At 68.7% G+C, this 19,563-nt stretch carries 14 protein-coding genes; 9 read left to right on the forward strand and 5 right to left on the reverse strand.

The window, feature by feature from the left end; all coding sequences use genetic code 11:
- Positions 1-90 precede the first annotated feature (90 nt).
- The 5 genes from ACFT7S_RS29145 to ACFT7S_RS29165 form a co-directional block, all read right to left on the reverse strand.
- Positions 91-1,974 carry a TniQ family protein gene (locus tag ACFT7S_RS29145; RefSeq protein WP_382736936.1) on the reverse strand — a complete coding sequence of 628 codons (1,884 nt, stop codon included), beginning with the start codon at positions 1,972-1,974 and terminating at the stop codon, positions 91-93.
- Positions 1,971-3,113 (reverse strand): ATP-binding protein, encoded by a 1,143-nt coding sequence (locus ACFT7S_RS29150; protein ID WP_382736938.1) that lies wholly within the window; start codon positions 3,111-3,113, stop codon positions 1,971-1,973. Before ACFT7S_RS29150 ends, ACFT7S_RS29145 begins: the two co-directional genes overlap by 4 nt.
- On the reverse strand, positions 3,100-5,250 hold the full coding sequence (locus ACFT7S_RS29155) for a transposase (protein ID WP_382736940.1): 2,151 nt from the start codon (positions 5,248-5,250) through the stop codon (positions 3,100-3,102). Before ACFT7S_RS29155 ends, ACFT7S_RS29150 begins: the two co-directional genes overlap by 14 nt.
- Positions 5,247-5,975, reverse strand: a complete 729-nt coding sequence (locus tag ACFT7S_RS29160) for a TnsA-like heteromeric transposase endonuclease subunit (RefSeq protein ID WP_382736942.1) — start codon at positions 5,973-5,975, stop codon at positions 5,247-5,249. Before ACFT7S_RS29160 ends, ACFT7S_RS29155 begins: the two co-directional genes overlap by 4 nt.
- A 218-nt stretch (positions 5,976-6,193) precedes the next feature.
- A complete protein-coding gene (locus ACFT7S_RS29165) occupies positions 6,194-7,996 on the reverse strand; it encodes a glycoside hydrolase family 15 protein (RefSeq protein ID WP_382737058.1) in 1,803 nt (600 codons plus the stop codon).
- A gap of 429 nt (positions 7,997-8,425) precedes the next feature.
- On the opposite strand from ACFT7S_RS29165, the gene ACFT7S_RS29170 reads away from it, so the two are divergent.
- The 9 genes from ACFT7S_RS29170 to ACFT7S_RS29210 all read left to right on the forward strand — a co-directional run bounded on the left by ACFT7S_RS29170 (position 8,426) and on the right by ACFT7S_RS29210 (position 19,491).
- On the forward strand, positions 8,426-10,075 hold the full coding sequence (locus ACFT7S_RS29170) for a CTP synthase (RefSeq protein ID WP_382736944.1): 1,650 nt from the start codon (positions 8,426-8,428) through the stop codon (positions 10,073-10,075).
- 81 nt (positions 10,076-10,156) lie between these two features.
- Positions 10,157-10,783 (forward strand): NUDIX domain-containing protein, encoded by a 627-nt coding sequence (locus ACFT7S_RS29175; RefSeq protein WP_382736946.1) that lies wholly within the window; start codon positions 10,157-10,159, stop codon positions 10,781-10,783.
- A gap of 183 nt (positions 10,784-10,966) precedes the next feature.
- Entirely contained in the window at positions 10,967-13,105 is a 2,139-nt protein-coding gene (locus tag ACFT7S_RS29180; protein ID WP_382736948.1) for a tetratricopeptide repeat protein, read from the forward strand.
- A 143-nt stretch (positions 13,106-13,248) separates the two neighbouring features.
- On the forward strand, positions 13,249-14,364 hold the full coding sequence (gene ald, locus ACFT7S_RS29185; protein ID WP_382737060.1) for an alanine dehydrogenase: 1,116 nt from the start codon (positions 13,249-13,251) through the stop codon (positions 14,362-14,364).
- A 401-nt stretch (positions 14,365-14,765) separates the two neighbouring features.
- Positions 14,766-15,884, forward strand: a complete 1,119-nt coding sequence (locus ACFT7S_RS29190; RefSeq protein ID WP_382736950.1) for a ParA family protein — start codon at positions 14,766-14,768, stop codon at positions 15,882-15,884.
- On the forward strand, positions 15,881-16,471 hold the full coding sequence (locus ACFT7S_RS29195) for a hypothetical protein (RefSeq protein ID WP_382737062.1): 591 nt from the start codon (positions 15,881-15,883) through the stop codon (positions 16,469-16,471). The genes ACFT7S_RS29190 and ACFT7S_RS29195 overlap by 4 nt, the downstream gene beginning before the upstream one ends.
- A gap of 106 nt (positions 16,472-16,577) precedes the next feature.
- A complete protein-coding gene (locus tag ACFT7S_RS29200) occupies positions 16,578-17,624 on the forward strand; it encodes a segregation and condensation protein A (protein WP_382736952.1) in 1,047 nt (348 codons plus the stop codon).
- Positions 17,621-18,277, forward strand: coding sequence for an SMC-Scp complex subunit ScpB (gene scpB, locus ACFT7S_RS29205; protein ID WP_382736954.1), 657 nt, complete (start codon positions 17,621-17,623; stop codon positions 18,275-18,277). Before ACFT7S_RS29200 ends, scpB begins: the two co-directional genes overlap by 4 nt.
- Positions 18,277-19,491 (forward strand): pseudouridine synthase, encoded by a 1,215-nt coding sequence (locus tag ACFT7S_RS29210; RefSeq protein WP_382736956.1) that lies wholly within the window; start codon positions 18,277-18,279, stop codon positions 19,489-19,491. Before scpB ends, ACFT7S_RS29210 begins: the two co-directional genes overlap by 1 nt.
- Positions 19,492-19,563: the final 72 nt, after the last annotated feature.

The raw sequence follows: 19,563 nt of genomic DNA on the forward strand, positions 1-19,563 counted from the left end.
CGTGACAGGACAGATCAAGCCTATTACCGCTCGCTCGTCCCGGCCGTTCGGCCTCTGTCCCGCCACCGCAGCGTGCGCTGTAGGTTCCCATCAGCTGTGTCCTTTGGGAGTGGTCTGACCTGCGAGTTCAAGGCGTTGTCCCATCGCGGTGTCCGCTTTTCCGTCCCAGGCTGCTGTCCATTTCCTCAGCTTTCCGGGGTCGTCGATCAGGCTGCGGAGTGGCAGGAGTCGTGCGGCGGGCGAGAGGGTGTAGTAGGTGCGGCCGCGCCCGCCGCGGGGGCGTCGCTCGTGCGCAGTTTCGCGGCGGCTGGTGAGCCAGCCGGCTTCTTCGAAGTGCTTGAGCTGTTTGTAAATGGTGGTGAACGGAATTTCTGTGCGGGCGCGAATTTGAGCGGAGTAGGTGACCTGGTCTGCGTGTTCGACCAGATATTGCAGAAGGGGCAGTATCGGCGGAGGAATACGGACGCGGGTGGGCGGCGGAGTGTGTGGGTCCAGGGTCGTCAGTGCTGCGCGTTCACCATCGGCGAGTGCGATGGCGGCGTCGATGGACGCTTGATCCGGCAGAGCCTCGATCTGCGGACCGAGGTCGTTACGCATGAGCTGTTGGACGTTGGGGCCGTCGAGGTCGTTCAGTAGTGACGTGCCTCGGGCTGTGGGCCGCTGGGGTTCGTGGCGGACTGAGCGGTGGAACAGTTCTGCTCCGGTGGCCTCCTCCAGGCGACCGAACTGCATGGCGAGTCGGCCGGGTGCGACGCCCAGGTAGTGGGCTGTGCCCAGGAGCGTGGGGAACTGCATGTGGATTTGGAAGCGGCGCAGGCGGAGCCAGCCGCCGAGGGTCCCTTCCACTGCTGCCCGGATGTCACGGGGCGCCGATTCATCGAGTTTCCGGTTCAGCTCAGTCGAGCTTTGAACGCCGAATGGGCGTCGAGGGATATCGAGCCGTTCAAGTCTGCGAAGAACGACACCGCCGCAGACCCCGACTTCTGCTCCGATGTCTTCCGCGGAACGGACCCGGTTGATGTACTGATCCTTCAGCCATTCATCGTCGAAGGCAACCGGCCGGGTTCCTCTGTAAATGGGGACACCGAGGTCCTTGGCTCTCTGGATGACGAAGGCACGAGGGACAGACAGGCCATCGGCGATCTCGTGAAGAGGTCTGCCGCTCTCCTCGTATTCCTGTCGCAGGAAGTCGAGTGTCAAGATCTCCTGTCCTACTTTTTTGATGCGCCAAGCCCCAAATTCAGTGGCGGCACTTGTCGCGCTGCGCAGCATGTGGGACCACACGTCTCGGGCAGCACTGCTCATGGCTTCGAGATCGTCCGGCAAGGAACGCGCCCGTTGGGCGAGTTCTTTTTCGACGGCCGTGAAAACGGAGTCGGGATTTGCCTTCCTGTCGACGCGAATTATGTCGAGTGACTTTTGGGTTTCCAGCACGGCATGGGACGGGACAAGCGGGATCGGAACGGCGGTGGTCAGGTCGGCTCCGCAGACGGTTCTTTCGGTTGATCGCCGCATGCAGTGGCCTGGCGGGTGTAGGTGGACCGGCCGGGGAAGGAACTCACGCGGTGGCTTGAGACAGCGCGGGCAGAGGCTTTGCAGCAGCGTTTGGTGTTCGGTGCAGGCAAACGTCCAAGGCAGCCACCAGCGGATCGGTGATCGCCCTTGTGACTGGTGCAGGCATGTCGGGCAGAACCGCCAGTGAGGCGCACTGCGGTGGCTGAAGATGCCCGGGGAGAAGACAGACTGGTCGAGGTGGCCGGCTGGCAGCGCGAGCTGCTCTTCCAGCACCCGCAGCAATGGGGCCGGCAGTCCGGTGAGGAGAGGACTGGTTCGTTCAGGTGTCGGAAGGCTCAACGCGTCCAGCAGCGACGAAAGCGGTGTCCAGGAACGTCGGGCCAGGGCCTCCAGCCAGCTGTCGATGCTCTCACCGGGCTCGGGGAGCAGGCGGATCGCCAGGGTGCGCGGTTGGCTCATGCCGCCCTCTTTCCTGGACGGCTGTTGAGCCGACCCGATGCGAGGGCCTGGTGAAGCTCGTCTCGGGCCCGCTCGGATGCGGCGTCGTTCTTCACCTTGTCGAGGAGGTCCGCGTTCAGGCGCTCGACGCCGGTGCGGACAGCTCGTTGGCAGCCGCGGTTGATGAGCGTCATCAGGGAGCCGATGTGCCCGGTGCTGCGGGCGAAGAGGTAGTCGGACAGGTCGTCCGCAAGCATGCCCGGGTGCTTGTCGGCGAGAACGACGCGTTCTTCGATCGCGAGGAGGATGTTCCGCCAGTTCCCGCGGCCATCCTCCGAGGAGATCGTGAACGGCTCCATGCCCAGCCGAGTGGTGCGGCGTCCCGTCTGAGCAAGGACCGAGTCCTCGTAGCTGGAACCCTCAGTGAAAAGCCCTCGCTTCTCCAGGCCGACACCGATCATCAGCAAGGTGACGGGAAACTCGTTGGCGATGTATTTGAAGTGATTGCTCACCTCGATGCCGGTTTTGTTCCTCCAGCGAAGAAAGTGCAGATCGTCCACGATCAACAGTCTTGTTTCGGCGGACAGGACCGAGTCCAGAGCGCGATAGCCGAACTCTGCCGCTGTTCCTTTGAACCGTCCGGGATGGCCGTAGTACTCCAGAAGAGCGCGGTTCAAATCACGCATACCAGTGTTACTGGTCAGTCCGACCCTGCAGATAGGCCATCGCTCGTGGCCGTCGTCGGTGTACTTTCCTTCTTCCTGGATGATGCGGCGATGGAGTTTGCGGGCGAAGGCAAGCACGGCTGTGGTCTTGCCCAGACCTGGAAAGGCGTCGAGGGCGATGCCACCTTTCACCTTGTCGCTGTCCTGGTCGTTGCTGTCGAAGATGTCCCAGAGGTCTTCGTGCAGGGCATCCATCTGCGGGGTCCGCAACGGCCCGAGATTGGCATGCCACTTGCGGCGGGCGCGGTTGTATTCGGCAAGCGCCTCCTCGCCCAGCTTCTTCAACTGGCGGCGGGACAGACGCTCCGGACGCTCCCTCCGCGGAGCGTCCGCCAGGCGTCCGAAACCTTCCTTGCGGGACAGCGTGAGGTGATCCAGCCGGGAGCGCAGATCGGTTTCCTCGGCCTGGGCGCGGGTCGGCTTACTCGTCGTCATCGATGTCCTTCAAGGCCGTGGCGTAGAACTCGAGTTCCTCTTCCAGTTCCTCAAGGCTGTCGGCGTCGTCATCGCCCGTCTCTGGCTCCTGGACGGTCTCGATGGTTGGGGACCCTGGCTGCTCGGGGAGGGACAGCACGCGGGCGACCGATGGCAGCGACCTGACGTCGTCGGCCTGTTGCCCGGGCAGATCCAGGGCGACCTGTTCGCGGGAGAGCCGCAGGGCCATCCGCCGTTCGACCAGGGAGGTGCCCAGCCCGAGGTTCCACCGCTTCAGCAGCAGGGCGATGGCGAGCCGGTCGTCGGGATAGGTGTACTGCTTCGCCGCCAGGAGCCGGGCGAACTGGAGGGCTTCCTCGCTCAGCGGCATGTCCAGGCCGGGCGCGTGTTCCCACTGAAGGGTGTGCCAGACGCAGTCGTGATCGCGGAAGTGGATCCGGGTGGCGTCGTCGGGGTCTGAGAAGAACGGCAGCCGCCGTTTGTCCAGGTCGATGTCGGAGCCGGCCATGTCCCGCAGCCCGTCCAGGCAGTCGCCGTTGTAGCGGCGGCCGTTGATCTCGACGCCGTAGTGCTGGACCGTGCGCATCGTGGAGTCGAGGAACTCAAAGGCGAGATAGGGGTCGCGAGGCACCTCGATGTAGCCCGCCCGCGCGAGACCGTGCTCGAACATCGCCGCCGGTGACAGCTCAACCTTCGGCAAGTGCGGATCGACGAGTCCCTCATGTGGCCTGCGGTGATACGTCACCGCAGTCCACTCACGGATGATCGCCTCCAGCTCGTGGTGGAAGAAGAAGGCGTCCTTCTCCGGGTTCAGTCCCCGCGAGTGGATGTCCGGTCCCTTGTAGCCGGGCAATCGCTGCAGCAGGTCTTCTCGCAGCGTGCGGAAGTACCGCTCCACCGGCCCCTTGTCCCGGCCCGTGCGCAGCCTCGCCGGCTGCACCGAGACCCCCATCCGGCGGCAGACGCTGGTCAGATGCGCCGACAGGTAGATCTTGCCGTGATCGACAATCAACGTCTCCGGTGCCAACTTCGGCCCCCAGACACCGGTGACGGGCCCGTGGACGGCCTCGGCCTCCACCAGCACCCCGCGCGGAATGCCGTGCTCGGGCCAGGCCGCCTCCCTCGGCCAACTCTCGGGAACCGACTGGGGACGGTATGCCTGGAAGAGGACGGCCGCAGCGTCGATAGCCTTCGTGGACACAGGCGTCACCCGCAGACCGACGATGCAGCGGGTGTACCAGTCCATTGCGACGGTCAACTCCGCCTGCATCCACCGCAGCGTCACCGGATCCAACGCGAATACGTCCATCCGCGTGGTGTCCATCAGCACGTACTCACCCGGCCGCGTAGGCCTCAGCTTTCCGTAGACCTTCTTCGGGCGGTCGGCGATGTCCCGGTTGCGCTGCGTACTCAGCCGGAACGTCGGGTGGCGCCGCTCGAGCTCCTGCATCCACCGATAGGCAGTCGTCCGCGACGGCACCGGCACCTTGACCAGCTTGTACTTGGTCCTGACGCGGGCCTCGACCTCCTCCAGCACCACCTTCACCGAGGGCCGCGACTCCTCCTCGTACTCCTTCAGCACTTCCACCGCGGCCTCGACCCAGCGCGGATCGGCGTTGCCCAGCCCGCTGTCGGCCTGTGCGGTCTTCGGCACCAGCCCGGCCTCGCCCAGCTCGCGGAAGGCCCGTGCCCACCGGCGCACCGTGCGCGCGGTCACCCCCAGCTCGGTGGCCTTGGCCTCATACCGGCTCTGCAGAGGCAAGCCCGGGGCGAATTGAGGGCGCGGTTCGTCCGGCCGCGGGAGGTCCTCGCTTCCGGAGCGGTAGCCGGTCAGCATCTCCCGGACATGCTCGGCCCGCTTCAGGACGTCCTTCTTCTCGTCCTTGCTCAGCCGGTTCAGCACGACGGCCGCGAGGTCCTCGTCGTCGGTGGAAGACGGACCCGACCGGTCATGGATCAGCTCGGCGCGATCGGAAGTCAGCAGCTCGCGCAGCGACATCCGGGACAGCCGGTCACGTCCGTCCCTAAGGACAACCTCCATGCCCGTGGCCAGGATGGCGAAGTCCACGACCTTGGCCGTCTCGCCGTCCAGCCGGAAGTGCGTCCCAACCCCCAGCCTCGTCCCCACCCCGCTCATGCGGCCCTCCGCAGCACGTGCCCTGAGCTCAGCGGCCGGTCCAACGCGGTCGTCACGTATCCGGACCACAGCAGGTGCAACATCGCCGACTTCACCAGCGGCCGGGGGCGCTTGGGCAGCAGCCGGAAGGCATCGCCCAGCGACATCCCGTCCAGGTCCACGGCCTGCAGCGCGACTACCAGGTCAGGGTCGAACAGCCAGTCGCGGCGGTAGCCGGCGAGGAACCGGACGTTCTCCAGCACGTGCGGGTCCGGCTCGCTCCAGACCTCGTACTGCCACCCGCGCGATGTGACCGCCTCACGCGTCCAGGCGAAGGTGAAGGCGACCTCGGGCTTCTCAACCCGGCGGCGCGGCTTGACGTCCACGACCACTGGGCCGTCGTCCGTCAGCAGCAGATAGTCCGGGATGTGCTTGCGGACCTTACTGCCGATGTGGGCCTTGAGCAGGAACGGCTGGGCAACGATGTGCCGCACCTCTGGGGCGAAGTCGGCGAACAGCAGCCGCCCCAGTTCCAGCCGCGACTCGTAGATCACGTGATCGCCGACGGTGGCCGACCAATATGTGCCCGAGTAGTGCTGCTGCCCCTTGTACCAGCGGAACGTCCGCCACGGCTCGGCCTCCTGCAGGAGCCCGAGCGGCACTGACGGCCACTCGAGGTCCTCCACCACACCCTCGTCACCATGCCGGACACTCAGCTGTACCGGCGTGGCCACCGCTGTACCCATCGGACCACCAACCCTACGTTCACTGAGGCGGCCCCGTCGGCCGCCGAACGCTGGGGTCCTGCCCCGGCCACGTACACCGACGACGACCGGGGCGGTCCTGTACACAAAGAGGGGAACTACTCGATCACGAGGCATGAATCCCATCCCCCTGTCCTATTGGCCACGCGGTGGACATCGCCGGTGGGAAAAGGACAGGGGATCTGGGATCCCACATGCGCTCAGCCGACGTACGCCCCGCTCGCCGTCAGTCGCAGGGCCGTGTCGATCAGCGGCACGTGGCTGAACGCCTGCGGGAAGTTGCCCACCTGGCGCTGGAGCCGGGGGTCCCACTCCTCCGCGAGCAGCCCCAGATCGTTGCGGAGCGAGAGCAGCTTCTCGAAGAGCCGACGTGCCTCGTCGACCCGCCCGATCATGGCGAGGTCGTCCGCCAGCCAGAACGAACACGCCAGGAAAGCGCCTTCGTCGCCCTCCAGGCCGTCCACGCCCGCGTTCTCGCCCGCGGTCGGGTAGCGCAGCACGAAACCGTCCTCCGTGGACAGCTCCCGCTGGATCGCCTCGATCGTGCCGATGACCCGCTTGTCGTCCGGCGGCAGGAAGCCCATCTGCGGAATCAGCAGCAGGGACGCGTCCAGTTCCTTGGAGCCGTAGGACTGCGTGAAGGTGTTGCGTTCCGGGTCGTAGCCCCGCTCGCAGACATCGCGGTGGATCTCGTCGCGCAGCTCGCGCCAGCGCTCCAGCGGCCCGTCCGTGTCCCCGGACTCGATCAGCTTGATGGTGCGGTCGACCGCGACCCAGGCCATCACCTTGGAGTGCACGAAGTGGCGGCGCGGGCCGCGCACCTCCCAGATGCCCTCGTCGGGCTCGTCCCAGTGCTTCTCCAGGTACTCGATCAGCTTGAGCTGGAGCCCCACCGCGTAGTCGTTGCGGGTCAGGCCGGTCATGTGCGCCAGGTGCAGCGCCTCGGTGACCTCGCCGTACACATCGAGCTGGAGCTGGCCCGCCGCGCCGTTGCCGACGCGGACCGGGCCGGAGTTCTCGTAACCGGGCAGCCAGTCCAGCTCGGCCTCGCCCAGCTCCCGCTCGCCCGCGATCCCGTACATGATCTGCAGGTTCTCCGGGTCGCCCGCAACGGCCCGCAGCAGCCATTCGCGCCAGGCCCGGGCCTCCTCGCGGTAGCCGGTGCGCAGCAGCGAGGACAGGGTGATCGCCGCGTCACGCAGCCAGGTGTAGCGGTAGTCCCAGTTCCGTACGCCCCCGATCTCCTCCGGCAGGGAGGTCGTCGGGGCCGCCACGATGCCGCCGGTGGGCGCGTACGTCAGGGCCTTGAGCGTGATCAGGGAGCGGACCACGGCCTCCCGGTAGGGCCCGTGGTACGTGCACTGGTCGACCCACTCGCGCCAGAACTGCTCCGTCGCCTCCAGCGACCCTTCCGGGTCGGGCAGGGCGGGGGGCTCACGGTGCGAGGGCTGCCAGCTGATCGTGAGCGCGACCCGGTCACCCGGTCCCACGGTGAAGTCGGAGTACGTCGTCAGGTTCTTGCCGTAGGTCTCGGCCGGAGTGTCCAGCCAGACCGAGTCGGGACCGGCGACCGCGACCGTACGTCCGTCGACCTTGTGCACCCAGGGCGTCACCCGTCCGTAGCTGAACCGCATGCGCAGTTCCGAACGCATCGGCACCCGGCCGCTCACACCCTCCACGATCCGGATCAGTTGCGGCGCGCCGTCACGCGGCGGCATGAAATCGGTCACGCGGACGGTGCCGCGCGGTGTGTCCCACTCCGATTCCAGGATGAGGGAATCCCCTCGGTAGCGGCGACGGTCCGCGTAGGGCGGTGGCGTCTCCGCGCCGGTCGTCGGAGCCAGACGCCAGAAGCCGTGCTCCTCCGTGCCCAGCAGTCCTGCGAAGACGGCGTGTGAATCGAAGCGGGGCAGGCACAGCCAGTCGGCCGTGCCGTCCCGGCAGACCAGGGCAGCGGTCTGCATGTCTCCGATGAGTGCGTAATCCTCGATGCGCCCGGCCACGTGCGTCTCCAGTCGAACGGCCATGTCGCCCCGAAGGGCGCTTACTGCGGGTCAAGGGTCTTGTAGAAGAACCGATGAGTTCTCGCACCGGCTGAGCGGGCGGGGGTGGTGCCGCTGGCCGGTCAACTCGGCAGCGAGTGTCCGAGCAGGATACGACGCAGAAGGATGATCCGCGCGACCGTCTTGACAACACCCCTGAGCCGAACGGGTGGGACGTGAAACGAGTGCGGTCATCCTGTGGGGCCGGTGTGAGGGAGTGTGGCCGGAAGCAGCCTCTCGCTGTCGCTGTTACCCTGGTAGCCCGTGGACCGGTGGTCGTTCCCGACAGTGGACGAGGCCCCCGAACCGCAGCGACGGCACCTCCGGAATCCCCGGTACGGCACGCCGGTACGCACCTCACGATCGCGACCACGGGAGCCCCCTTTGGCTATGCAGCCCACATCCACGACGACCAAGCACATCTTCGTCACCGGGGGTGTCGCCTCCTCCCTCGGCAAGGGTCTGACTGCCTCCAGCCTGGGTGCCCTGCTCAAGGCACGGGGCCTGCGGGTCACCATGCAGAAGCTCGACCCCTACCTCAATGTCGACCCGGGCACGATGAACCCCTTCCAGCACGGAGAGGTGTTCGTCACCAACGACGGCGCCGAGACCGACCTGGACATCGGCCACTACGAGCGCTTCCTCGACGTCGACCTCGACGGCTCGGCCAACGTCACGACCGGCCAGGTCTACTCGCAGGTCATCGCCAAGGAGCGGCGGGGTGAGTACCTCGGCGACACCGTCCAGGTCATCCCGCACATCACCAACGAGATCAAGCACCGCATCCGCCGCATGGCGACCGACGACGTCGACGTCGTCATCACCGAGGTCGGCGGCACGGTCGGCGACATCGAGTCGCTGCCGTTCCTGGAGACCGTCCGTCAGGTCCGCCACGAGGTCGGCCGGGACAACGTCTTCGTGGTCCACATCTCGCTGCTGCCCTACATCGGGCCGTCCGGCGAGCTGAAGACCAAGCCCACCCAGCACTCGGTCGCGGCGCTGCGCAACATCGGTATCCAGCCGGACGCCATCGTGCTGCGCGCCGACCGTGAGGTCCCGACCGCCATCAAGCGCAAGATCTCGCTGATGTGCGACGTCGACGAGACCGCCGTGGTGGCCTGCCCGGACGCCCGTTCGATCTACGACATCCCCAAGGTGCTGCACACCGAGGGTCTGGACGCCTACGTCGTGCGCAAGCTCGACCTGCCGTTCCGCGATGTCGACTGGACCACGTGGGACGACCTGCTGGACCGCGTCCACAACCCCGACCACGAGGTCACCGTCGCGCTCGTCGGCAAGTACATCGACCTGCCCGACGCGTACCTCTCCGTCACCGAGGCCATCCGGGCCGGCGGCTTCGCGAACAAGGCCCGCGTCCAGGTCAAGTGGGTCGCTTCCGACGAGTGCAAGACCCCGGCCGGCGCTGCGAAGCAGCTCGCCGACGTCGACGCGGTCTGTGTCCCCGGCGGCTTCGGCGACCGCGGTGTCAACGGCAAGATCGGCGCCATCCAGTACGCCCGCGAGAACAAGGTGCCGCTGCTCGGCCTCTGCCTCGGCCTCCAGTGCATCGTGATCGAGGCGGCGCGCAACCTCGCCGAGATCCCCGACGCCAACTCCACCGAGTTCGACGCCGCCACCTCCCACCCCGTCATCTCGACGATGGAGGAGCAGCTCGCCTACGTCGAGGGCGCGGGCGACCTGGGCGGCACGATGCGCCTCGGCCTGTACCCGGCGAAGCTCGCCGAGGGTTCGGTCGTCCGTGAGGCGTACGCCGACCAGCCGTACGTGGAGGAGCGTCACCGCCACCGCTACGAGGTCAACAACGCCTACCGCGCCGAGCTGGAGAAGAAGGCCGGTCTGGTCTTCTCCGGCACCTCCCCGGACAACAAGCTCGTCGAGTTCGTCGAGTACCCGCGCGAGATCCACCCCTACCTGGTCGCCACTCAGGCGCACCCGGAGCTCATGTCCCGCCCGACCCGCCCGCACCCGCTCTTCGCGGGCCTGGTGAAGGCGGCCGTGGAGCGCAAGACGGCGAAGTAGTCAGCAGGAGATACGGTTGGCCGGGGTACGCATCCGCACGGATGCGTACCCCGGTTTCTGTTTGTTCGTGGGAGGACGTACATGGGTTTCCAGGACACGCCCGAGGAGTGGCAGGTCACCGCGACCGCAACGCCCTTCACCGGCAAGAAGACCAGCATCCGGGCCGACGACGTCGTCATGCCCGACGGCAGCGTCGCCCGGCGCGACTACCAGGTCCACCCCGGCTCCGTCGCCGTCCTCGCGCTCGACGAGGAGGGCAGGGTCCTCGTCCTGCGGCAGTACCGGCACCCCGTGCGCCACAAGCTCTGGGAGATCCCGGCCGGGCTGCTCGACATCCCCGGTGAGAACCCCCTGCACGCCGCCCAGCGCGAGCTGTACGAGGAGGCGCACGTCAAGGCCGAGGACTGGCGGGTGCTGACCGACGTCTACACCACTCCGGGCGGCTGCGACGAAGCCGTACGCATCTTCCTGGCCCGGGACCTCTCCGAGGCGGTGGGCGAACGCTTCGAGGTCGCCGAGGAGGAGGCCGACATGGAGCTGGCACGGGTGCCGCTCCAGGACCTCGTACGAGGGGTACTCGCCGGGAATCTGCACAACAACTGTCTGGTCGTGGGAGTCCTCTCGCTCACCGCCGTGCTCGGTGGCGAGGGCGTGGACTCGCTGCGTCCGGCCGAAGCTCCGTGGCCGGCCAGGCCGTTCGAGGTCTGACGGCCCGTCCGCCACGCCTCGCCGTGGCCCCACTTCCGGTCGGATGATCGTAAAATACGCTGATCCGATCGGGGGACCTGTCCGCCGCGCTCCACCGTGATCGTCCACAGCCCTGAACTACGCTCGGGAAGCCCCGACCGGAGTTCCGGCGGGCACCGCGTGCAGCGAAGTGGAGCGTGGCTCGTGACCGATCAGGCGGTGGACACCAGCGGCCCGGCCGGAGCGGCGGGGACCGAGCAGCCGTCCGGTGCAGTCCCACCCCAATTCTTCGGGCGGGAACGCGAGTTGAAGGAGCTCCGGGCCGATATCGAGCGGGCCGGGCTGGACACTCTCGCGGGGCGGGGGGGCGCTCGTGCGAGGGTGCTGCTGATCGCGGGCCGGCCGGGTTCGGGCCGCAGCGCACTGGCCACCGAGCTCGCCCGACGACTCGCCGGTTCCGCTTCCGCTCCGGGTTCCGCTTCCGGTTCCGCTTCGGGTTCAGGCTCCGCTTCGGGTTCCGGTCCGGCCCTTTCGGGTGACTATCCCGACGGTGTGCTGCGGGTCGGCCTCACCGACCCGGACGGCCACCGGGTTCCCGCCGAACGTACCGCCCGCGACATCCTGAACCTGCTCGGTGTGACCGGCCCGCCCGGCGCCGACGAGGACGAACTCTCCGAGATGGTCCGCGAGGCCCTCGCCGTACGCCGCGTCCTGCTTCTGCTCGACGACGCCGTGGACGCCGAACAGGTCGACCCGCTCCTGCCCGACAACCCGGACTGCCTGGTCGTCGCCACCTCGACCGGCCCGCTCACCGGAATCCCGGGCGTCCGCCCCTGCACCATCGGCGGCCTGGACGCGGGCTCCGCCGTGCAGCTGCTCGGCCGGATCATCGGCCAGGTCCGCATCACCGTCGACCCGCGCACCGCCGAGACACTCGCCGAGGAGTGCGGCGGGCAGCCCGCCGCACTGGTCCTGGTCGGCGGCTGGCTCGCCGCCCATCCCCATGCGTCCGTGGCCGATGTCACCAAGCAGGTGCACGAACTGCCGGACGACCTGGAGCAGTCCACCGGCGCCCGGCCGCTGGCCCGCGCGTTCCGCCTGGTCTACGACTCCCTGCCGCAGGCCGCCGCCCGGATACTGCGACTGCTCGCCCTCGCGCCCGCCGGACTCGCCGATGCCCACACCGCCTCCGCGCTGGCCGGCTGTTCCGTGTCGGCGGCCCAGTCGACGCTGGACAGCTTCGTAGGCCTCGGCCTGCTGCATACGAACGGCACCGCTCTGCCGCAGTACGAGGTACCCGGCTGCCTGGCCCCGATGCTGCGCGCGCTCCTGGAGGACCGGGACAGGCCGGCCGAGATCCAGCTGGCCAGGGCCCGGATGCTGGAGCGGACCGTGCGGCAGCTCCAGTCCTGCCGGGCGGTCACCGACCCGGAGGACTCCCCGTCCCAGCGGAAGCTGGCGGGACTGCCGCGGTCCCTGCGGTTCTCGCATGCCGCGTCGGCCGCCGCCTGGCTGCGGATGCGCCAGCCCGCCCTGCTGGCTTCGGCCAGGATCGCGGTCGAGGACGGTGAGCTGGACACCCTGGCCAGGAGGCTGGTGGCCGCACTTGTACGGGCGCTGGCGGTGCACCGGGGGACCGAGGAGGCGGCGCCGGAGCTCTACGGACTGCATCAGCTGGTCCTCGATGTCGCCGAGCGCCGCGATCTGCCGCGCGAAAAGGCCGCAGCCCTGCTGAACCTCGCCGATCTGGACGCCGGAACCGGCCGTACGCAGGACGCGCTGACCCGCTACCGGGCCGCGCTGGACGCCGGACGCGAGGCAAAAGACCTGTACGCGACCGGCCGCGCGATGGAATCCGTAGGCGGGGCGTACGCCGAGCTCGGGGACTTCCACCGGGCCTCCGACTGGTACGGCCGGGCGCTCGCGCAGCGGCTCACCCAGGGGGAGCGGGCCGACGAGGCGCGGCTGTACGGGCGGCTGGGTGCCGTCCACACCTATGCCGGTCGGTACGGCGAGGCCCTGCGGAACTGGCGGGCCGCCGCGGCCGGGCACCGCAGGCTCGGCGACGTGCCCGCCCAGGCGCGGGCGCTCAGCGAGGCCGCACGGGTGCAGGAGTACGCGGGCCGCCCGCAGGAGTCGCTCCACACCTGCCGGGAAGCGGTGGAGCTGGCACGGCAGGCGCAGGACGTGCGGCTCCAGGCGGCGCTCCAGCTCAGGCTGGCCGACACGCTGGACCGGCTGGGAGACCCCGCAGCGGCCGGGCTGCACCGGGGTGCGGCCGACAGATTGCTGGGCGAGGAGGGTTCTACCTACGAAATCCGTAGTGCTTCGGCTGAAAGTTAATGCTTTGTAAGGCTAGACAGCGCGAAGTCCTTCATTAGACTGGCTCCTGCCGCGTGTCACTGCGGTGTCTCCATTTATGCTGGGTATATCCGGGTATCCACCGTTATGCCCGTACCCCCTCCGAGCCAAGGACCGTGATCGACGTGAAGGTCGGCATCCCCCGCGAAGTCAAGAACAACGAGTTCCGGGTGGCGATCACCCCCGCCGGAGTGCATGAGCTCGCCCGTTATGGCCACCAGGTCCTGGTCGAGCAGAACGCCGGCGCCGGTTCGTCCATCACGGACGAGGAGTACGTCGCCGCCGGAGCGCAGATCCTGGCCACGGCCGACGAGGTCTGGGCCGCCGCCGACCTCCTGCTCAAGGTCAAGGAGCCTGTCGCCGAGGAGTACCACCGCCTTCGCAAGGGCCAGACGCTCTTCACCTACCTGCACCTCGCCGCCTCCCGCGAGTGCACCGACGCGCTGCTCGAGTCGGGCACCACGGCCATCGCGTACGAGACGGTCGAGACCGCCAACCGCGCGCTGCCGCTGCTCGCCCCGATGTCCGAGGTCGCGGGCCGGCTGGCCCCGCAGGTCGGCGCCTACCACCTGATGCGCTCGGTCGGCGGCCGTGGTGTGCTGCCGGGCGGCGTTCCCGGCACGGCAGCGGGCAGGGCCGTCGTCATCGGCGGCGGTGTCTCCGGCTGGAACGCCACCCAGATCGCCGTCGGCCTGGGCTTCCACGTCACGCTGCTCGACCGCGACGTCAACAAGCTCCGCGAGGCCGACAAGATCTTCGGCACCAAGGTGCAGACGGTCGTCTCCAACGCCTTCGAACTGGAGAAGGCGGTCGTCGAGGCCGACCTCGTCATCGGCGCCGTTCTGATCCCTGGAGCGAAGGCCCCGAAGCTGGTCACCAACGAGCTCGTCGCCAAGATGAAGCCCGGAAGTGTACTTGTCGACATTGCAATCGATCAGGGTGGTTGCTTCGAGGACTCGCACCCGACGACGCACGCCGAGCCGACCTTCACGGTCCACAACTCGGTCTTCTACTGCGTCGCCAACATGCCGGGCGCGGTGCCGAACACCTCCACGTACGCGCTCACCAACGCCACGCTCCCGTACATCGTGGAGCTCGCGAACCGGGGCTGGGTCGAGGCTCTGCGCCGTGACGCCGCGCTCGCCAAGGGGCTCAACACCCATGACGGGCAGGTCGTTTACCGCGAGGTGGCAGAGTCGCACGGCCTCGATCACGTCGAGCTGAGCACGCTTCTCGGCTGACGGTCCCCCACGGCCCAAAGGGCGTGGGAGGGGCCTCCTCCACCTCTCGTCAACCTCACGCGTCCGGCCGGACCTTGCTCAGCAAGGTCCGGCCGGAGGCATGTCCGGGCCCCGTGTGGCGTCCGCTCAACTCGCCTCGAACGTAACCCTTTACCCGTTTCGTGCCCCCGCGAAATGTGCGGCTTGTTCTCCGTGCACCCTTGACAGAGGGGTGTTCGATTGCCGACACATCGGGCCGGGTCCGGCGGATTGTGTTGCTGCGGACCGGTGACACGCCATAGAGTCGCCAATCGTCGGCATGGTGCCACGCTGACCTATCGATAAGTTTCCTGGTCCCGTCCAAGGAGGTAAGACGACTTGTGAATGAGTCGACATTTACTCCTGGGGGTGGTCAACCAGGGATGCCCGCACGGGGTCTGAGCCCGATCGGGCTCGAAGCTGTCGGCTCCGTCGCTGTCCGCACCTTCGCCACTCACCAGCACATGACGACAGCCCCCCAGATGATGGACGGCCTACACGTGAACGCCACGGCCGGCAACGAGAGTGGTCGCAAGTCCGACCACTTCGCCGACTTCGCCGAGGTGCCCGAGGGGCACTTCTACGACCCCGATGCCGAGTACGAGCCCGATCCGGAGTACGCGGCCACGCTCGCACCCGACGCCGCACGCCAGCGCCGCGAACGGATCGGCCCGACGGGCCGACCGCTGCCATACTTCCCGATCCCGGGCCCGCTGACCGATCACGGCCCCGCGAAGATCATCGCGATGTGCAACCAGAAGGGCGGCGTCGGCAAGACCACGTCGACCATCAACCTGGGTGCCGCGCTCGCGGAGTACGGACGACGCGTCCTGCTCGTCGACTTCGACCCGCAGGGTGCCCTGTCGGTCGGCCTCGGGGTCAACCCGATGGAGCTCGACCTCACCGTCTACAACCTGCTCATGGAGCGGGGCATGACGGCCGACGAGGTCCTGCTGAAGACCGCAGTGCCCAACATGGACCTGCTCCCGAGCAATATCGACCTCTCGGCCGCGGAAGTGCAGCTGGTCAGCGAGGTGGCCCGCGAGTCCACCCTGCAGCGTGCTCTCAAGCCGCTGATGGCCGACTACGACTACATCGTGATCGACTGTCAGCCCTCGCTCGGCCTGCTCACCGTGAACGCCCTGACGGCGGCTCACAAGGTGATAGTGCCGCTCGAGTGCGAGTTCTTCGCGCTGCGAGGTGTGGCACTGCTCACCGAGACCATCGAGAAGGTCCAGGAGCGGCTCAACCCGGAACTGGAGCTCGACGGCATCCTCGCCACCATGTACGACTCCCGCACGGTGCACAGCCGCGAGGTGCTCGCGCGCGTCGTCGAGGCATTCGACGAGCACGTCTACCACACGGTCATCGGACGCACGGTGCGCTTCCCGGAGACCACGGTCGCCGGTGAGCCCATCACCACGTACGCCTCCAACTCGGTCGGTGCGGCCGCCTACCGTCAGCTCGCCAGGGAGGTGCTCGCCCGGTGTCACGCCGAGTGAGTCTTCCGGGGGCCGACGAACTGTTCCGTACGACCGGGGGGATGGGCCTCCAGGGCTCTTCACCCGCGGAGCGGCGACGCAAGGCGAACGGTGAGGCACGCGTGCCGGCGCCGGCCGGGGAGAGCGACTCCCGGACGGACACGCCGGGACAGAGCGGGGGACCGGCAGGGGCGGGCAGCGGTCAGGCCGCCCCGTCCCGCGAGGAGCACGCGGCGGCCGACGCCGACGGGAGCGAGTCGCGCAGCCGCGGCGGCGAGGCCGACCGTGCCGCGCCGGCCGGTTCCGGGTCCCGGCCCCCGTCCTCGCAGGAGCCCGTCCCCGCCGTCCAGCAGCAGCGCAGGCGTGGCGGCGGACGCGGTGCGAACCGCAGGCCCAGCGGCCGGGAGCGCCACGACGAGAAGATCACGGTCTATGTGTCGGCCGAGGAACTGATGGACCTCGAACACGCCCGGCTGGTCCTGCGCGGCGAGCACGGGCTCGCGGTCGACCGCGGGCGCATAGTCCGAGAGGCCGTCGCGGTGGTCCTCGCGGACCTGGAGTCGCGGGGCGACGCGAGCATCCTCGTACGGCGCCTGCGCGGCCGCTGAGCGGAACGGCGCCGGTAGCCTGCCCGGGAGGGCCGCCGACCGGGTGGCCCGGCCCTCGGGTACGGGCCACCGCCCGCCCGTCTCCCCGCCGCACCCCTGGACCGCGATGCCGACGACCGACGACGCCGCCCGCCCGCCCCGCCGAACCCTCGGCCGCGGGCCGGGCGTCGCACCCACGTCGGCCCCGTCACCTTCCGGACCACCGGAGGACGCCGCCGTACGGGCCCCGGCCGCACCGGCCGTTGCCGAGACGACCGCAGCCGTCCCCGTCGCCGTACCCACTCCCGTACCCGAAGCGCCGCGCGAAGCGGCCCCGGCGGAGCCCGGCGGGCCCGACAACAAGCGGTTCACCGTCCGGCTGGCGAACTTCGAGGGGCCCTTCGATCTCCTCCTCCAGCTGATCTCCAAGCACAAGCTCGATGTGACCGAGGTTGCCCTGTCCAAGGTCACCGACGAGTTCATGGCGCACATCCGCGCCATGGGCCCGGACTGGGACCTCGACCAGACCACCGAATTCCTCGTCGTCGCCGCGACCCTCCTGGACCTCAAGGCCGCCCGGCTGCTCCCCACCGCCGAGGTGGAGGACGAGGCGGACCTCGCACTCCTGGAAGCGCGGGACCTGCTTTTCGCCCGGCTGCTGCAGTACCGCGCGTACAAACAGATCGCCGAGATCTTCCAGACCAGGCTGGAGGCCGAGTCCCGCCGTTACCCCCGTACCGTCGGCCTCGAACCGCACCACGCGGAGCTGCTGCCCGAGGTCGTCATCAGCATCGGACCCGAGGGCTTCGCCCGGCTGGCCGTGAAGGCGATGCAGCCCAGGGCCAAGCCGCAGGTGTACATCGACCACATCCACGCGCCGCTGGTCAGCGTGCGGGAACAGGCCGGGATCGTGGTCCTGCGGCTGCGCGAGGCGGGCGAGCTGAATTTCCGTGCCCTCACCGAGGACGCACCGGACACCCTCACCGTCGTCGCACGCTTCCTCGCCCTGCTGGAGCTGTACCGGGAGAAGGTCGTCACTCTCGACCAGGAGGAAGCGCTCGGTGAGCTCGTCGTGCGCTGGTCCGGCGGCGAGGACGCGGCACCCACCGTGACGGACGAGTTCGACCAGGAGATCCACAAGACGCACGAGGAAGCAGAGGACGTACCGGCATGAGCGAGCAGAGCCACGAGGAGGGGCAGGGGACCGCCGTCGCCCGCCTCGACCTCAAGCCCGCCCTGGAGGCGGTCCTCATGGTCGTCGACGAGCCCGCCACCGAGGAACACCTCGCCAAGGTGCTGCAGCGCCCCCGCAGGGCCGTCGCGGACGCCCTGCGGGAACTGGCCGACGAGTACACCGTGCAGCGCCGTGGATTCGATCTGAGGCTCGTCGCGGGCGGCTGGCGCTTCTACACCCGCCCCGAGTACGCCGAGGCCGTCGAGGGCTTCGTCCTGGACGGCCAGCACGCCCGCCTCACCCAGGCGGCTCTGGAGACGCTCGCCGTCGTCGCGTACCGCCAGCCGGTGAGCCGGTCCAGGGTCTCCGCGGTGCGCGGAGTGAACTGCGACGGCGTGATGCGGACCCTCCTGCAGAGGGGCCTGGTGGAGGAGGCGGGCGCGGAACCCGAAACAGGTGCGATCCTGTACAGGACGACGAACTACTTTCTGGAGCGTATGGGCCTGCGAGGCCTGGACGAGCTCCCGGAGCTCGCGCCCTTCCTCCCCGAGGCGGACGCGATCGAGGCTGAGACGCTAGAGGGTGTGCCGTCGTTCGATCCGGACGCACCGGACACCCCGGATACTCACGCAGACGACAAGACGGAATTTTGATGCGAAGCAGTGGCAGGAACAGCGGAAGCGGCAGCGGCAGCGGCAAGAGCGGCGGCAACCGGGACAACCGGGGTGCCGGCGCCGGCCGAGGCTCCCAGCCGAGGACCGGTGGCGGGCGCGACGACCGAGGCTCCCAGCCGAGGACCGGTGGCGGGCGCGACGACCGCGGCTCCCAGCCGAGGACCGGTGGCGGGCGCGACGACAAGCAGGAGGAGCAGCGTCCCCGCCGGCCCCGTCCCGAGGAGCGCCGCTACGACGTGGGCTCCGACAAGCCGGGCGGCGACGGCGGCCCCCGCAAGGGGCGCGGCACGGCGGCACGCGGCGGTGCCAAGGGCGGCCCGAAGGCCGCACAGCACGTGAGCAAGGGCGGACGCCGTGTGGGCGCCCCGTCCCGCCCGCGCGAGCTCGACGCCAAGATCGAGCAGCGCAACCGCGACAGGTACGCGGACAAGCCCGAGATCAAGACCCCCAGGACGAACCCGGGCGCCGAGCAGGAGGGCGAGCGGCTGCAGAAGATCCTCGCCCGCGCAGGCATGGGTTCGCGCCGTGCGTGCGAGGAGCTCATCGAGCAGGCCAGGGTCGAGGTCAACGGCGAGATCGTCCTCGAGCAGGGCAAGCGCGTCGACCCGACGAGGGACGAGATCAAGGTCGACGGTCTGACCGTCGCGACCCAGTCGCACCTGTTCTTCGCGCTGAACAAGCCGGCCGGCGTCGTCTCCACCATGGGTGACCCGGACGGCCGTCAGAACCTCGGTGACTACGTCAACAACCGCGAGACGCGGCTGTTCCACGTCGGCCGGCTCGACACCGAGACCGAGGGCATCATCCTGCTCACCAACCACGGCGAGCTGGCCCACCGTCTGACGCACCCCAAGTACGGCGTGAAGAAGACCTACCTGGCCGCCATCCAGGGCCCGCTGCCGCGCGACCTCGGCAAGCGGCTCAAGGACGGCATCCAGCTGGAGGACGGGTACGCCCGCGCCGACCACTTCCGTGTCGTCGAGAACACCGGCAAGAACTACCTGGTCGAGGTGACCCTCCACGAGGGCCGCAAGCACATCGTCCGCCGGATGCTGGCCGAGGCCGGCTACCCGGTCGAGCGGCTCGTGCGCACGTCCTTCGGGCCGATCCCGCTGGGCGACCAGAAGTCCGGCTGGCTGCGCCGGCTCACCAACACCGAGGTGGGCATGCTGATGCGCGAGGTCGGTCTGTAACCGCACTCCGCCAAAGGGCCCGCGTCCGGCTCCTGTTCGTTTTCGAACAGGAAATCGGCCGCGGGCCTTTTG

It is taken from the genome of Streptomyces sp. NPDC057136 (assembly GCF_042670885.1).
Lineage (GTDB): Bacteria > Actinomycetota > Actinomycetes > Streptomycetales > Streptomycetaceae > Streptomyces.

Excerpts from the sequence above, each read along its gene's own strand:
- ACFT7S_RS29170 (WP_382736944.1), top strand. The coding sequence starts at position 8,426 with ATGCAGCCCACATCCACGACGACCAAGCACATCTTCGTCACCGGGGGT.
- ACFT7S_RS29145 (WP_382736936.1), bottom strand. The coding sequence starts at position 1,974 with ATGAGCCAACCGCGCACCCTGGCGATCCGCCTGCTCCCCGAGCCCGGT.
- ACFT7S_RS29150 (WP_382736938.1), bottom strand. The coding sequence starts at position 3,113 with ATGACGACGAGTAAGCCGACCCGCGCCCAGGCCGAGGAAACCGATCTG.
- ACFT7S_RS29210 (WP_382736956.1), top strand. The coding sequence starts at position 18,277 with ATGCGAAGCAGTGGCAGGAACAGCGGAAGCGGCAGCGGCAGCGGCAAG.
- scpB (WP_382736954.1), top strand. The coding sequence starts at position 17,621 with ATGAGCGAGCAGAGCCACGAGGAGGGGCAGGGGACCGCCGTCGCCCGC.
- ACFT7S_RS29160 (WP_382736942.1), bottom strand. The coding sequence starts at position 5,975 with ATGGGTACAGCGGTGGCCACGCCGGTACAGCTGAGTGTCCGGCATGGT.
- ACFT7S_RS29190 (WP_382736950.1), top strand. The coding sequence starts at position 14,766 with ATGCCCGCACGGGGTCTGAGCCCGATCGGGCTCGAAGCTGTCGGCTCC.
- ACFT7S_RS29175 (WP_382736946.1), top strand. The coding sequence starts at position 10,157 with ATGGGTTTCCAGGACACGCCCGAGGAGTGGCAGGTCACCGCGACCGCA.
- ACFT7S_RS29155 (WP_382736940.1), bottom strand. The coding sequence starts at position 5,250 with ATGAGCGGGGTGGGGACGAGGCTGGGGGTTGGGACGCACTTCCGGCTG.
- ACFT7S_RS29200 (WP_382736952.1), top strand. The coding sequence starts at position 16,578 with ATGCCGACGACCGACGACGCCGCCCGCCCGCCCCGCCGAACCCTCGGC.